General features: G+C 71.5%; 12 protein-coding genes, 1 tRNA gene and 1 pseudogene. 5 read left to right on the forward strand and 9 right to left on the reverse strand.

Annotated features, from left to right (window positions below):
* A partial coding sequence (locus MFF58_RS30325) for a DNA translocase FtsK (RefSeq protein ID WP_238293871.1) occupies positions 1 to 1,549 on the reverse strand: 1,549 nt, incomplete at its 3' end.
* Positions 1,550 to 1,853: 304 nt separating this feature from the next.
* Here MFF58_RS30325 and mtnA point away from each other — a divergent pair.
* Together mtnA and MFF58_RS30335 are read left to right on the forward strand one after the other, a co-directional pair.
* Positions 1,854 to 2,954, forward strand: a complete 1,101-nt coding sequence (gene mtnA / locus MFF58_RS30330; RefSeq protein WP_238293850.1) for an S-methyl-5-thioribose-1-phosphate isomerase — start codon at positions 1,854 to 1,856, stop codon at positions 2,952 to 2,954.
* A gap of 506 nt (positions 2,955 to 3,460) precedes the next feature.
* Positions 3,461 to 4,156, forward strand: a complete 696-nt coding sequence (locus MFF58_RS30335) for a class I SAM-dependent methyltransferase (protein ID WP_238293852.1) — start codon at positions 3,461 to 3,463, stop codon at positions 4,154 to 4,156.
* Positions 4,157 to 4,165: 9 nt separating this feature from the next.
* Here MFF58_RS30335 and MFF58_RS30340 read toward each other — a convergent pair whose 3' ends face one another.
* The 5 genes from MFF58_RS30340 to pth form a co-directional block, all read right to left on the reverse strand.
* Entirely contained in the window at positions 4,166 to 5,155 is a 990-nt protein-coding gene (locus MFF58_RS30340) for a MaoC family dehydratase (RefSeq protein WP_238293853.1), read from the reverse strand.
* A 178-nt stretch (positions 5,156 to 5,333) separates the two neighbouring features.
* On the reverse strand, positions 5,334 to 6,431 hold the full coding sequence (ychF, locus tag MFF58_RS30345; protein WP_238293855.1) for a redox-regulated ATPase YchF: 1,098 nt from the start codon (positions 6,429 to 6,431) through the stop codon (positions 5,334 to 5,336).
* 15 nt (positions 6,432 to 6,446) lie between these two features.
* Positions 6,447 to 6,611, reverse strand: coding sequence for a hypothetical protein (locus MFF58_RS30350; RefSeq protein ID WP_238293857.1), 165 nt, complete (start codon positions 6,609 to 6,611; stop codon positions 6,447 to 6,449).
* Positions 6,604 to 6,834: a hypothetical protein gene (locus MFF58_RS30355; protein ID WP_238293859.1), complete on the reverse strand. Its 231-nt coding sequence runs from the start codon at positions 6,832 to 6,834 to the stop codon at positions 6,604 to 6,606. Before MFF58_RS30355 ends, MFF58_RS30350 begins: the two co-directional genes overlap by 8 nt.
* Positions 6,835 to 6,875: 41 nt before the next feature.
* Positions 6,876 to 7,484, reverse strand: a complete 609-nt coding sequence (gene pth, locus MFF58_RS30360; protein WP_238293861.1) for an aminoacyl-tRNA hydrolase — start codon at positions 7,482 to 7,484, stop codon at positions 6,876 to 6,878.
* Between the two features lie 339 nt (positions 7,485 to 7,823).
* On the opposite strand from pth, the gene MFF58_RS30365 reads away from it, so the two are divergent.
* On the forward strand, positions 7,824 to 8,054 hold the full coding sequence (locus MFF58_RS30365) for a hypothetical protein (protein WP_238293863.1): 231 nt from the start codon (positions 7,824 to 7,826) through the stop codon (positions 8,052 to 8,054).
* 44 nt (positions 8,055 to 8,098) lie between these two features.
* Here MFF58_RS30365 and MFF58_RS30370 read toward each other — a convergent pair whose 3' ends face one another.
* Entirely contained in the window at positions 8,099 to 10,294 is a 2,196-nt protein-coding gene (locus tag MFF58_RS30370) for an FUSC family protein (RefSeq protein ID WP_238293865.1), read from the reverse strand.
* A gap of 663 nt (positions 10,295 to 10,957) precedes the next feature.
* Here MFF58_RS30370 and MFF58_RS30375 point away from each other — a divergent pair.
* Together MFF58_RS30375 and MFF58_RS30380 are read left to right on the forward strand one after the other, a co-directional pair.
* Positions 10,958 to 12,631: an FAD-dependent oxidoreductase gene (locus MFF58_RS30375; protein ID WP_238293867.1), complete on the forward strand. Its 1,674-nt coding sequence runs from the start codon at positions 10,958 to 10,960 to the stop codon at positions 12,629 to 12,631.
* Positions 12,632 to 12,817: 186 nt separating this feature from the next.
* Positions 12,818 to 12,894, forward strand: a tRNA-Arg gene (locus MFF58_RS30380).
* A 34-nt stretch (positions 12,895 to 12,928) separates the two neighbouring features.
* Here the strand turns inward: MFF58_RS30380 and MFF58_RS30385 are convergent.
* Together MFF58_RS30385 and MFF58_RS30390 are read right to left on the reverse strand one after the other, a co-directional pair.
* On the reverse strand, positions 12,929 to 13,375 hold the full coding sequence (locus MFF58_RS30385) for a hypothetical protein (RefSeq protein ID WP_238293869.1): 447 nt from the start codon (positions 13,373 to 13,375) through the stop codon (positions 12,929 to 12,931).
* 156 nt (positions 13,376 to 13,531) lie between these two features.
* Positions 13,532 to 13,648: pseudogene (locus tag MFF58_RS30390) on the reverse strand (sugar transferase); the annotation flags it as partial.

Raw genomic sequence — 13,648 nt, forward strand, 5'->3', positions numbered from 1 at the left:
TGCCGGCCACCAGCAGGTGCGGCATGCGCGCGAGGTCGGCGATGATCGGCTCGCCGCCGATGTTCTTGCCCAGGCACAGGGCCAGCTTGTGCTTGCTCTCCGCGAAATCCGTGGAGGCCAGGAGCTCGCGCAGGTAGACGGTCTCGCGCTTGGCGTTCGGCAGTTCGATGCCGATGGCGTTGCGGCCGGGCACGACCGCGACGCGGGCCGAGACCGCCGACATCGACCGGGCGATGTCGTCGGCCAGCGCGATGACGCGGCTGGACTTGGTGCCGGGGGCCGGCTCGAGTTCGTACAGGGTGACGACCGGGCCCGGCCGCACCGCCAGGATGTCGCCGCGCACCCCGAAATCGCCCAGCGTCGCCTCGAGCAGCGTGGCGTTCTGTTCCAGGGAATCCGCCGAGACCAGGCTCGCCTGCGAGGGACCGCGGGGGGCGGCGAGCAGGTCGAGGGCCGGCAGGGTGTAATCCTCGGGATGGACCGGCGGCGCGGGTGCGCGCCGCGCCGGCACGGGCGCGGCGGCCGGCGGGGCGACGCGCGAGGCGGCCGGCTCCGGCCGGAGCGCGGCCGGGCTCGGGGGTGCGAGGGCGTCGGTCTCGTCGTCGTCGTCGTGCGCGAGGATCGCGCGGCGGTCCGGTTCGGCCGCCGCCGGGACCTCGTCGTCCCGGCCGAGGACGGGCTCGCGCCGGCTCGCAGGCCGGGTCCCCTCGGGCCGGTGCTCGGCCCAGGGCAGGTCCGCGTCCGTGAAGGCGCGCCGCGCCGCCAGGGCCGGCGAGGCCCCGTCGAACGGCTCGGCCCGGCCCCGGCGCCACGCGGCGATCCGGTCGCCCACGGCGAGGCGGAGCCCCATCAGGCCCTGCGCCAGGGTTCCGATGCCGACGAGGCCGAGGCCCGGCTCGTCGGCATCCTCGCGCTCGTCGCGGCCCCGCGCCGGCACACGCCGGACCGGGTAGGGCTCGTCGTGCAGGGACTCCTCCTCGACGACGCCGAAGCGGCAGGCGCCGGTCAGGCTGAGGATCGCCACGGCGGCGTAGCCGAAGCCGACGAGGTGCGCCGCCGCCGACGAGACCGCGCCGACGATCACCCGGGCCATCGACAGCAGCCCGTCGCCGGCCACGCCCCCGAGGCCGGTCGGGAGCGGCCAGCGCGTCGTGGGCGGCAGCGCGCTCGCCACCGCGCTCGCCGCGCAGAAGCCGATGATCCACAGAGCGATGCGCAGGCCGCCTTCCGGCAGGTCCCGCTCGCGCATCAGCCGCACGCCCCAGAGGGCCGGCGGCAGCACGAAGGCGAGGGAGCCCAGGCCGAGGATCTGCATGGCGAGATCGGCCACCACGGCGCCCGGCTGGCCGAGCACGTTGTGGGCGGCATGGTTGGTGGCGTGGTTCAGGCTCGGGTCGTCGATCGACCACGTGGCGAGCGCCACGGTGAACGCCACCGCGCCGGTGAAGAGCACGAGCCCGCCGAGTTCCGTCAGGCGCTTGCCCAGGAATGGGCGCACGCTGTCGACGAAGGTATCGTAGGGCGATGCGGGACGGCGAAGCGAGCGCATGCGGGACCGGACGCAGGACGGGGACTTGCCTGCGAGGCTAGGCATGGCCCCCTTAACGAGCCGCTAAGGTTGAGGAAGGCTGACCGGCCCGCGGCCCGGCATCCCCAAGCCGAGGCCGCCCCGGTCGCGGCGACCCTGTCGACCCGACCGGTCACCGGCGCCGGCCGCGGAGCGCGACCGGGGGCTCCCTCCCGCACGGGAGGGGGCCTCGCGCCATCCCGCCGCGTCGCCGATCATGCCGCGTCGATCCGCCGGCCGGTCCGGGAGGGTGCAAAATCCGTCCCGCTGTGGCACAGGACCGGCCATGAATATCGACGGCCAGCCCTACCGCACGATCTTCCCGGACCCGGACGGGCTCAGCGTCCACGTGATCGACCAGACGCGCCTGCCCTTCGCCTTCGAGCTGAAGCGCCTCGCCACCCTGGACGACGCCGCGGTGGCGATCCGCACCATGATCGTGCGCGGCGCGCCGCTGATCGGCGTCACCGCGGCCTACGGGCTGGCGCTGGCCATGCGGGCGGATGCCTCGACGGACGGGATCGACCGGGCGGTGGCGGTGCTCGCCGCCACGCGTCCGACCGCGGTCAACCTGCGCTGGGCGCTCGAGCGGGTCTCGGCCAACCTGCGGCAGGTGGCGCCGGACGACCGCTTCGCCCGCGCCTTCGCGGAGGCCGGCCGCATCGCCGAGGAGGACGTGGCGAGCTGCCGCTCGATCGGCGCCCATGGCGGCCGGATCATCGCCGACCTGCACAGGGCCAAGGGGAACGGGCCGATCACCGTGCTGACCCATTGCAACGCCGGATGGCTGGCCACGGTCGATTGGGGCACCGCGCTGGCGCCGATCTACGCCGCCCACGCGGAGGGCGTGCCGGTGCACGTGCTGGTCGACGAGACCCGGCCGCGCAGCCAGGGCGCGGCACTGACCGCCTTCGAGCTGAACGGCCACGGGGTGCCCCACACGGTCATCGCCGACAATGCCGGCGGACACCTCATGCAGCACGGCGAGGTCGATCTCTGCATCGTCGGCTCGGACCGGACGGCCGCGTCGGGCGACGTCTGCAACAAGATCGGCACCTACCTGAAGGCGCTGGCGGCCCACGACAACGGCGTGCCGTTCTACGCGGCCCTGCCATTCTCCACCATCGACTGGACGCTCGACGACGGCGTCAGGGAGATCCCGATCGAGGAGCGCGACGGGCGCGAGGTCACCCACATGACCGGGCGGCTCGCCGACGGCGGCTTCGCCACCATCGAGGTGGTCTCCCCCGGAAGCCCCGTGGCAAATCCCGCCTTCGACGTGACTCCGGCGCGCCTCGTCACCGGGATCATCACCGAGCGCGGCGTCTGCGACGCGAGCCACGAGGGCCTGTACGGGCTCTACCCGGAGCGCCGGAAGGCGGCGTGAGGGGGGCGGGTCCGGGGTTGGCCCCGGCCGAGCCAAGACAGTCCTGACCACGCCAAGAGAGTTCCTGGCCCCGCCAAGAGAGTCCCTGGCCAAGCGGGTGACGGCCTGCGCGGAACCCTCCGGCCCGCCCCCGCATCCTGAGGCGCCGGGAGCCCGGCGGAGCCCACGGAAGCGGCCCTCCGCCGGCCGCGCGACCTCTGAACGTCCCCCCCAGGTCGGCCGCGCGGCATCCCGGGATGGGTGCAGGCTCAATAGCGCCCGACTTCGATCCGGGTGACCGGGAAGCGCTCCGTCCTCCTTGCCGCCGCGACATCCCGGATCCGCGTGCGCGGTGTGGCCGAAATGGCAGCCCTGGACTCAATCCGTGCGCTGTATTCCCGCCTGCACTTTACCCGAGCGTACCGTGTCCGGCAGAACGGACACTGCACTGTCCCGGGATTGAGAAAGTCCAGGCCGGCGAGGGACTGTTCATCCCGTCAGGCCTGGTGGCTTTCGAGGTGGCCGTCATGGCGAAATTTCACTTCGTCGAGGATTACGAGACCTACGTACGGCAATTGAAGCGCGATCTGCCCCTCGATGAGGCGATGAGCGTTGCCGTGGGCGGCGATTACCAGCGTATCGGCGCGATCGAGTGCGAGATCCTCCAGCATCTCGGGCTCCGGGACGGCGACAGAATCGTCGATTTCGGCTGCGGCTCGGGGCGTCTCGCGGTCAACCTCGCGCAGACCTGCACGGTCGACTACCTCGGACTGGACGTCGTCCAGGATCTCCTCGACTACGCCAGGAGCCGGTGTCCCGGAACGTATCGCTTCGCCAGGAACACCGCGCTGGCGCTGCCGGTCCCCGAGGCGAGCGTCGATGTCTTCGCGGCCTTCAGCGTCTTCACGCACCTCCTGCACACGGAGTGCTACATCTACCTGGAGGAGATGTACCGGGCGCTGAAGCCGGGCGGGCGGGTCGTGGCCTCGTTCCTCGAGTTCAGCATGCCCTCGCACTGGGGGGTCTTCACCAAGACCGTGGGCGAGCAGCGCACCAGCACGGTGCCGCACCTCAACACCTTCATCGAGCGCAGCGTCTGGCAGACCTGGGCCGCCCATCTCGGCTTCGAGACCGTCCGGTTCATCGACGGCACGGCGGCACCGTGGCCGTCGGGCGTATATCTGGGTCAGTCCCTCGTGGTCCTCGGCAAGGGGGCGGCGTGACGGGCCCGCTCACGGCTCCCACTGGTGGAAGACCGCGCTGTCGAAGGAGAAGACCGGCTCGCCGCGCTGGTTCACCCCGGTGTTGCGCGCGAAGGCCAGCCCCCAGCCGGGCCGCGAGGTCGAGGCGCGCTTGTCGGTGAGCTTGGTGCTGAACCGCACCGTGTCGCCCGCGTAGACGGGCTTCAGCCATCGCAGGTTCTTGAACCCGGGGGAGGGACCCGCCTCGGGGACCCGGCCCCGGGCCGCCGTGCGGGCGGTGTCGCGGGCGCGGGTCGTGAGCATCCGGTTCATGTAGGCCGCCGCCGTGTGCCAGCCGGAGGCGCAGAGGCCGCCGAAATGGCTGCGCCGGGCCGCCGCGGGATCGAGGTGGAAGGCCTGCGGGTCGTAGGCCCGCGCGAAGGCCACGATCGCCTCGGCGCTGAACGGATAGGCGCCCAACTCGCGCACGGCGCCGATCTCGGCGTCCCGCAGGAACGGCAGGATCTCGGCATCGTCCGGCTCCGCGACCGGCCCGGGTACGCCGGTCTCCACCGGCCGGGGCGGCAGGGGATCGGTGCCGCGACGGGCCAGCATGAAGGTGAAGCGCTGGGTCAGCACCGTCTCGCCGCGCTGGTTGTCGAGGGCGATTTCGGCGGTCACGAAGCCGAGCCCGGGCTTGGAGGCGGAATCCCGCAGGCCCGCGACCCGGAAGGTCAGCGTCAGGGCGTCCCCCGGCAGCACCGGGGCGAGCCAGCGCAACTCGTCGATCCCCGGCGCGCCCAGCGACGAACCGCCCTGGAACGGTCCCTGCTGGAGCAGCCGCATGCCCAGGGCCGCCGTGTGCCAGCCGGACGCGATCAGCCGGCCCGCGAAGGTCGCCTCAGCGGCCGCCTCGTCGAGGTGGAAGGGCTGGAAGTCGAAGGCCTTCGCGAAGCCCACGATGGCGTCGCGGGTGACGGTGAGGGGCTCGCCGACGATCACGTCGCCGACGGCGAAATCCTCGAGGGCGGGATCGGGCATGGCGGGCTCGTCTCGGTGACCGGCAGGGGAACGGGGTACGGGGGAACGGGACAGGTCGTCCCGGCGCGCGAAGCGAAGCGATCCCGTCGGCGCGACGCTCGCCCGTGTCGCGCTGCCCTGGCTTGCTTCATCCCCCTCGCCGGGACGGCGGGCGGCCCAGGGCTGAGCGCGACCGAACTCACGTGGCGAAGCGGAAATGCAGCACGTCGCCGTCCTGCACCACGTACTCCTTGCCCTCCAGGCGGAGCTTGCCGGCATCCCGGGCGCCGGACTCGCCGTTCAGCGTGGTGTAATCCTTGAACGCGATGGTCTCGGCCCGGATGAAGCCCTTCTCGAAATCCGAGTGGATCACCCCGGCCGCCCCGGGGGCGCGGGTGCCCTTGGTGATCGTCCAGGCGCGGGCCTCCTTGGGGCCGACCGTGAAGTAGGTCACGAGGCCGAGGAGATCGTAGCCGGCGCGGATCACCCGGTTGAGGCCGGGCTCGGCGAGCCCCACCGCCTCCAGGAACTCCGCCTGATCGGCCTCCGGCATCACGGCGATCTCGCTCTCGATCTTGGCCGAGACCACCACCGCCACGGCGCCCTCCGCCTTGGCGCGGGCGAAGACCGCGTCCGAGTAGGCGTTGCCCTTGTCGGCGTCGCCCTCGTCGACGTTGCAGACGTAGAGGACGGGCTTGGCGGTCATCAGGCCGAGCGACTGGAACAGCTTCTCCTCGTCGGGCTTGCGCTCCACCAGCCGCGCCGGCTTGCCCTCGCGCAGGAGCGGCAGCGCCCGGTTGACGAGCTCGAGGCTCTCCTTGGCCTCCTTGTCGGCGCCCTTGGCCTTCTTCTCCAGGGCGACGGCCCGGCGCTCCAGGCTGTCGAGGTCGGCGAGCATCAGCTCGGTCTCGATGGTCTCGATGTCGGCGGCCGGATCGACCTTGCCCTCCACGTGGGTGACGTCGCCGTCCGTGAAGCAGCGGACCACGTGGGCGATGGCGTCGACCTCACGGATGTTGGCCAGGAACTGGTTGCCCAGACCCTCGCCCTTGGAGGCGCCGCGCACCAGCCCGGCGATGTCCACGAAGGTCAGCCGCGTCGGGATGATCTCCTTCGACGCCGCGATCCGGGCGAGGTCGGTCAGCCGGGGATCGGGCACCGCCACCTCGCCGACATTCGGCTCGATGGTGCAGAACGGGTAGTTCGCCGCCTGGGCGGCCGCCGTCTGCGTCAGCGCGTTGAAGAGGGTCGACTTGCCGACGTTCGGCAGGCCGACGATGCCGCATTTGAAGCCCATGGATCGGTTCCGTGATCAGTTCCGTCGCAGCACTTCGTCGGGCGACGCGCGGAAAGGGTTGATGAGAATGAGACCTTCGAACACGGCGCCCCGCGCCATGGCCTCGGTCGGGACGTAGGGGCAGCCGGCGTCGCGCCGATGGATCGGCACGGTGGTGTCCACGAAGACTGGGTCAGTCATCGGAGATCCGGTCGCGCGTCGGTGCGCGTCCGTTCTCGTCGGTCAAGTTCATCGAGGGGCCGGCCAGGGATCGCTCGATCGCCTCGAACTGCGTCGGCGGCCGGCCGACGCGCCGCTCGACCGAATCGGCCACGAAGCGCGACAGGCGCTCGCCGTCGCGCACGGCGGCGACCGGCGCCCGCCGCAGCAGGGCCTCGCTCATCGGCCCGGTGACGTTCTTCATAGCAGCCTCTGCGGCCTATATCGTGTCCTCGTGTTTTCGTGTCAATTTCGCGCGCCCAGCGTCTTCACGTCGTCCCAGCCGCGGCCCGCCATGGCGAGGTGAACCTTGTTCTGGAAGCTCGCATCCTCGCCGGCGGCCAGCAGCGCGGCGTGGTCGGCCACGGCCCGGCAGAGGTCCTCGACCCAGGGCTGCTCGGCCTTGCCGAAATCGTTGAGCACGTACGAATGCACCAGCGCCTTGTCTCCGGGATGGCCGATGCCGAGGCGGACCCGGCGGTAGTCGTTGCCGCATTGCGCGGTGATCGAGCGCAGGCCGTTATGGCCGGCATTGCCGCCGCCCAGCTTCACCCGGAGCTTGGCCGGGGCGAGGTCGAGTTCGTCGTGCAGCACGATCACGTCGGCGAGCGCGATCTTGTAGAAGCGCTGTGCCTCCGAGACCGCGCGGCCGGACTCGTTCATGAAGGTCGAGGGCTTCAGCAGGATCGCCCGCTCCGGACCCAGCACCACCTCAGCGGCCTCCCCCTGGAAGCGGTGGCGGAACGGGCTCGCCCGGTGCTGGCGGGCGATGGCGTCGACGGCGAGGAAGCCGATATTGTGCCGGTTGCCCGCGTAGCGCGCGCCCGGATTGCCGAGGCCGACGATCAGCCGCATGGTGGTGCATCCCTTTCAGGCCGCGGTCTGTGGCACGCTTCGGCGCGGGACGCATCCCCGGCCATGTCCCGGCCATGTCCCGGCCATGTCCCGGCTTTGCCCCGGCCGTGCCCCCCGCGCGTTCGGTCTTCCGGCCCGCGGCCCGCACCCCCCGTGCGCCACCGCACGGCAGCGGGCGAACCCGGGGCGCAGTATCGCCGTTGAGAGGTCACATTCGGCCAAGCAAAGCCGGAGCGATCAAGACCGCCGACAGCACATCGCGACGACGATCTTCCTCACTCGACAGGATTGACCGGATGACTTCCCGATGAAGTCATACGAGAACGCTAGGAGATCATCATGACCGTCCGCATGCTCGCCGCCGCCGCCCTGGTCGCCGCGGTCGCCACGCCCGCCCTCGCGCAGGGCCTGGATTCGAAGCACGCGCCCTACCCGGCCTCGGCCTATTCGGGCTGGGTCGGCAACGCCCCGCTGGCGTCGCGGGTCCCGGCCGCCTACGGCCGGCCGCCCGCCTACCGCTACGCCGGCTCGCATGCCGGCGGCCCGGCCAACGCCCTGCCGCGCTACTGAGCCGGACCGGGGCCGCGGATCCTCCGCCCGCGATCCGCGGCGCATCACCGGGCCCGTGAGAGCTCGGAAGGCCCGGGGGGATGCCCGTCGCGGTCGGTCATCCTCGGCTCGGGATCGGGCGCCGGCCCGCCGGCCGCGCGAAGTTCCGCCGGGCGCAGGGTCCCGACCAGGAGTTCGACCTGGCTGACCAGCCGGACGAGCGATTGCCCGCGATCCCGGGCCGGCCGCTCCGGCACAGGCCGATCTTCGCTCACGGCCGCCAGGGTCGCGGCGATCCAGTCCCGCCAGGTCTCCGCCTTCGGATCGGCGGCCTCCGGCGCGTGCCGCAGCACGGTGAGCCGGGCGCTGATCCGGCGTAAGGTGGCGTCGGCCACGAGGGCGGCCTCCACCTCCGGATGGTGTCCGGCCCGGGGCTGCTGCAGGGCCCGCGACAGCGCCGCCTCCAGGTCGTTGAGGGCGAGGCCGGCCGCGCGGGTGGTGGCCAGGATCGCGGCCTCCCGCTCCGGTCCGGGCGGCATGCGCAGGACGGCCTCCGCGAAGGCCGCGTGGCCCCCGAGCGCCCGCCGCAGCTCCTGGCGGACCTGATCGGGCTCCCAGATCGGCCAGAGCACGAGGCAGCTCGCCACCGCGATCAGCCCGCCCAGCACCGTGAAGCCCGCCCGCATGGCGACGATCTCCCAGGAGCTGTGGCCGGGCTCGAGCAGCTCGACCAGCAGCACCACGAGGGGCGTCAGGCAGGCGACGAAGAAGCCGTAGGAGATCTGGCGCGCCGCGAAGCCCACGATGCTGAGCACCAGGATCAGCCCGGCCTCGCTGAGCGGGGTGGTGGCGTAGTAGGCCAGCACCGCGCCCACGAGGCCGCCCAGCACCGTGCCGCCGATCCGCTCCAGGGCCCGCTGCCACGTCGCCGCGTAGAAGGGCTGCATGGTCAGCACCACGGTCATCACCAGCCAGTGCGTGAAGGCGCCCGCGTAGGTCAGGGTGGCGGCCAGGGCCGGCGCCGCCACCGCGCTCGCCCGCAGGGCGTGCCGCAGGTTCGGCGAGGCGAGGGTGAGGTTCTGCCGCAGGGGCCCGACGTAGCGGGTCCACCGGTCGAGGCTGCCGCCCTCCGTGAGGGTTCCGCCGGGCCGGTAGCCCTCCGGCGTCGACAGCTTGGCGCCGATCCGCACCCGCCCGACGATCCGCTCGGCGAGGCGGGCCAGGGTCGGATCCGTCGACAGGCCCTCCGCGGCCCGGGTGATCGCGGGCTCCAGGCGGGCGAGGTCGAGGCTGGCATCGTCGCGGATGGCCCGGGCGATGGTCACCAGGAGGGGGCGCAGGCGCCGCAGGAAGATCTTGGCCAGCGCCCGGCGCTGTGGCTCGGGCCGGCTGTCGATCAATTCGCCGACGGCGATCAGGGCCGAGAAGATCTGCTCGGCGCTCTCCAGGCGCAGCAGGGCTTGCCCGGTGCGATCCGAGACGCGCTCGCGGGAGCGGGCGAGGTCGAGGATCATGGTCCGGGCGGTCTCGATGCTGGTCCGCACGCCCCGCCGGTGATCGCGGGCATGCCCGTCGAAGGCCTCCGCGTCGGGCTCCGGCAGGGCGACGAGCCGCTCGAGATCGCCGCAGAGCCGCGCGAGGCCGCGCCAGACCTCCGCCACGGCCCGGTGGGCCGGCCGGTAGGGGTGCAGCCGCCAGATGACCAGGGCCAGGAACGTCGCCCAGAGGCCCCCGGCCGCGAACATCAGCACGGTGGTTGCGGCCTGCCCCAGGGTGAGCGGCCGGTCGAGGGCGATGCACAGGACGACCACCAGCACGTTGCCGGCCGCCTGCGCCTGCACGCTCCAGACGCGGGCGTACGAGCAGGCGAAGATCAGCGCGCAGGCGACCGGGACCACGACGGGCAGCCCCAGGGGTTGGATCAGGCCCAGCCCCGCCCAGAGGAGGCCGCCCAGGAAGGAGAACGCGGTGAGGACCCGCAGCCGCGTCCGCGTCGGCCCGCCGTTGTCGCAGAAGCAGGCGAGGTTGGCGGCGAGCGCCATGGTCAGGAGCGGCGGCCACTGTGCCCAGATGTTGATCAGGATGACGGTGCCGAACGCGAAGGCGGCGCGCACGCCCTCCACGAGCCGCACGCCGCGCAGGTCGAGGCCGGTCGGCAGCCGCCGCAGGTCCGCGCCGGGCCGGCTGAGGCTGCCCCGTCCGGCCGCGAACCGGCGCCGGGCGCGATCGGGCGGCGATGTCGAGGGACTCGGCGCGGGCAACCTCGGTCTCCAGTCGGGGGCCCGCCGCGGGCGCGGTGGCCGGGCGTGAACCGCGCCCCGACCTGTCCGGATCCGCCGCGCCGCGCAACCCCGAATGGGCGGACGCGCGAGCGCCGGGCGCCCGCAGGGACCGGCGCGGATCCGGACTGGCCGGGGCGGCCACCCGACACCACGGCGCAACCGGCCCGGGCGGCAATCCTTTCAGAGGGGCGGTTCGGGACTCATCGCCCTCACTCCCGTCCGTCCGATGCAGGGACGGATCCCGCCCGACGGCGCCCGCCGACTGGTCCTGCGGTCGGCCGCGTCGGCCCCGGTGGAGGCGAATCCCATGGGGACGATTCGGCCGAGGCGGCCGATCGGCAGGCGGTCCGGGGGGGCGAGATCTACGCCGCCGTGCTCAGCCATTCGAGGAATCTGACGCGGTAAGATCGCTGGATAGCTCAGATATCGAAATATTTGATTATTATTCCAGATCCATTATGAGCGACATCATATCAGATATTTACTTGTCAAGGAGCGATTTCCGTCTCGATTCATGTCCAACGCAGATCGATATGAGTATTAATATATCTATAATGATCATTATACAGAAATAGATTGTAAACAAGCTCGGCCGCATGTCTACTGGCATGAGATGTGCTCTATTCGGGGGAGAGGTGACTTGTGGCGATCCGACAAGGGGCTCCCGATGGAGCCGACACATTCGACCTGTGCGTCGTCGGATCGGGCCCGGCAGGTCTCGCCGTCGCACTTGCCTGCGGAGGCCGTGGTCATTCCGTCATTGTCTTGGAGGCCGGCGGCGGAGGAACGGGATCACCGGCGACGCACCCCGTCCTTATCGTGGACACGATCACCCACGCCCCCCTCAACATCTCGACCCGCGCAGGTCTGGGGGGCACGTCGTCGGCCTGGGGAAGGCTTTGCGTTCCCTACGACCCGATCGATTTCGTGGAGCGCCCGTGGGTCCCGGCCGCCGCATGGCCGGTCACCTACGCCGACGTAGCCAGGTGGCATGCCGAGGCCGGTCGGTTCCTCGATTGCGGGACCGTCTTCGAGGAGGCCGAGTCGGCACCGGCTGCAATCGACGCCGTCGATACCGGGCAACTCGGGCAACTCGCCCGCGATGTCGGGCTCGGTACGGCCTATCACCGTACGCTCGCCGCCTCACGACAGATCACGGTCTGCCTGGGAACCCGGGCCGTCGACGTCGTCTGCGACCCGACCGGGGGGCACGTCATCGGCGTCGATGTCAGTTCCGCGCAGGGCGCGAAGCGGGTTCTCGCGCGGCGCGTCGTGCTGGCCGCCGGTGGCCTGCGGACCACCCAGATGCTCCTCGCGCTCGCCCGGGCCTGGCCGCTCCACTTCGCGGCCGGTCGGGCTCCGCTGGGGAAATACTACATGGGACACCTGACGGGCGAGATCGCGACGCTCGTGTTCCGCGATCCGGGACGGGCCTCGGCCTTCCTGTACGGCTGCGACTCGCAAGGCCGGTGGGCCCAGAGACGCCTGAAGGTGCCCCCCCGATGTCAGACGGCGAACAGGCTCCTGAACATCGCGTTCACGCTCAGGGCGCCGCCGCTCGACGATCACCGCCACCGCGACGGCGCGCTCTCCCTGCTCGTGTTGCTGGCAGCCTGCCCGGGATTGGCCCGCCTGGTCCGGTCCGAGCGACTGCACGAGTCCCTCGCCGCCCTGCGCCGTGAGGATCGCCTGCACCATCTGCGCAACATCCTGCGCCAACCGGCCGCGACGCTGCGCGGCATCTCCCTATTGGCCGGGCTCCGAGCGAGAAATCTTCCGATCACGGCCCTGAATGGATCCGGCCGGTACTCGCTTCGCTACCATGCCGAGCAACTGCCCAATCCCGAGAGCCGGGTCTCTCTGGAACAAGACGCTTCGAGCCTCGTCGTGGATTTCCGCTACCATCCCGACGACTTCACGTCGGTCGTCCGCGCCCACGAACGTCTCGACGCCGCGCTGCGTACCGCGGGGGTCGGACACCTGGAGTATCATGCCGCGCGCGGTCAGCCGCTCGACCTCGTGCGGACCCTGGCCAGCGACGGCTACCACCAGATTGGAACCACGCGCATGTCGCGTGATCCCGCCTCCGGCGTCGTGGATCCGGATTGCTGCGTCCACGGATTTCCCAATCTGTATGTGGCCTCCGCAAGCACGTTTCCGACGTCGGGGAGCGCCAACCCGACCTTGCCGATCGTCACGATGGCCCTCCGCCTCGCCGACCACATCTGTGCAACGATCGGCCGGGACGCCGTCGCGGCGAGCCTGCCGTCGTGCAGACTCCTGGTCCCGGAACCCGCAACCGGCGCCGTCTTCTAGGGTATCCCGGCTAAGCCGCGGCCTCGGCGTCGATCCGGCCAAGCCACGGGCGTCCGGGGGCGTGGTTTGGCCTTGGCTCGGGCTTGACTCGGGCTTGGCAGGGCTTCCCGAAGGCTGGACGGCGTGTGGTGGCGGGTACGCTTGACCGCGGACCAAACCCGTGGCCTTTAACCCGCCTGGCTCTCAGACTCCGTAGCTCAGCTGGATAGAGCAGCCGCCTTCTAAGCGGCAGGTCGTAGGTTCGAGCCCTACCGGGGTCGCCAAGAGTCACGATGACCTAGCGATATCTTCCGGTGGTCATTCCGACAGATCCGCGCGATCCGTTCGTGTGAGACGGCGCTCGTGCGCGCCCGCGATGATCCGGCGTCGGGTCTTTCTCACGTAGCGAGGCAGGGTTCGAGCGCTTCCGTGCCGATTGATGGCGCGGCTCTGCGCGTCGGTAGGCGCGGCATCTCCGAGCTCGGTCATGCCCGTGTGCCGCCAGGGGCGGAACGAGTGGGTGAGTGTCGGATCGGCCGCCCGGATCATGTCCTCGGCGACAGGGCGCAGGTGGGTGAGATCGCCGGTCCGGACGAGCCAGGGCGCCGGCCCTCCGGAGGCCTTGTCCACCCAGTCGCGGACGAGGAGCAGCCCGCCGATCCGCCCCCGCTCGTTGGTATCGCGGCGTTCCATCGACCCGGGAAACAGGAGCTCGCCCGCGTGGACTAGCGGGATCCAGATCTCCTCGCCGGTCTTCGGCAGCATTCCCGCGCAACCGTCGCGGCCGAGTCCCCTCGACCGCCGTTGTACTCGCCGCCCACGCTGCCGGCTTCGTCGCGTTCGGGCGCCCGCTCGAGGCCGTGCCGCCCATGCATGATGAGGCTGGCGACGCTGTCGCCCGACCGTTGGTCCCGCGGCGGATTACTTGCTTCCGCGCTGGGCGAGGACGGCGGGGATGGTGCGCAGGAGGATGGCGAGATCCCGGCGCAGGCTCCAGCGGGTGGCGTAGTCGAGGTCGAGGGCGACGCGCTCGGCGTA

This window comes from Methylobacterium longum (assembly GCF_022179385.1).
GTDB classification, from domain to species: Bacteria; Pseudomonadota; Alphaproteobacteria; order Rhizobiales; family Beijerinckiaceae; genus Methylobacterium; species Methylobacterium longum.

Bases quoted from the DNA above. Each gene is read 5' to 3' on its own strand.
- mtnA (WP_238293850.1), top strand. From the start codon at position 1,854: ATGAATATCGACGGCCAGCCCTACCGCACGATCTTCCCGGACCCGGAC.
- MFF58_RS30335 (WP_238293852.1), top strand. From the start codon at position 3,461: ATGGCGAAATTTCACTTCGTCGAGGATTACGAGACCTACGTACGGCAA.
- MFF58_RS30340 (WP_238293853.1), bottom strand. From the start codon at position 5,155: ATGCCCGATCCCGCCCTCGAGGATTTCGCCGTCGGCGACGTGATCGTC.
- ychF (WP_238293855.1), bottom strand. From the start codon at position 6,431: ATGGGCTTCAAATGCGGCATCGTCGGCCTGCCGAACGTCGGCAAGTCG.
- MFF58_RS30350 (WP_238293857.1), bottom strand. From the start codon at position 6,611: ATGACTGACCCAGTCTTCGTGGACACCACCGTGCCGATCCATCGGCGC.
- MFF58_RS30355 (WP_238293859.1), bottom strand. From the start codon at position 6,834: ATGAAGAACGTCACCGGGCCGATGAGCGAGGCCCTGCTGCGGCGGGCG.
- pth (WP_238293861.1), bottom strand. From the start codon at position 7,484: ATGCGGCTGATCGTCGGCCTCGGCAATCCGGGCGCGCGCTACGCGGGC.
- MFF58_RS30365 (WP_238293863.1), top strand. From the start codon at position 7,824: ATGACCGTCCGCATGCTCGCCGCCGCCGCCCTGGTCGCCGCGGTCGCC.
- MFF58_RS30385 (WP_238293869.1), bottom strand. From the start codon at position 13,375: ATGCTGCCGAAGACCGGCGAGGAGATCTGGATCCCGCTAGTCCACGCG.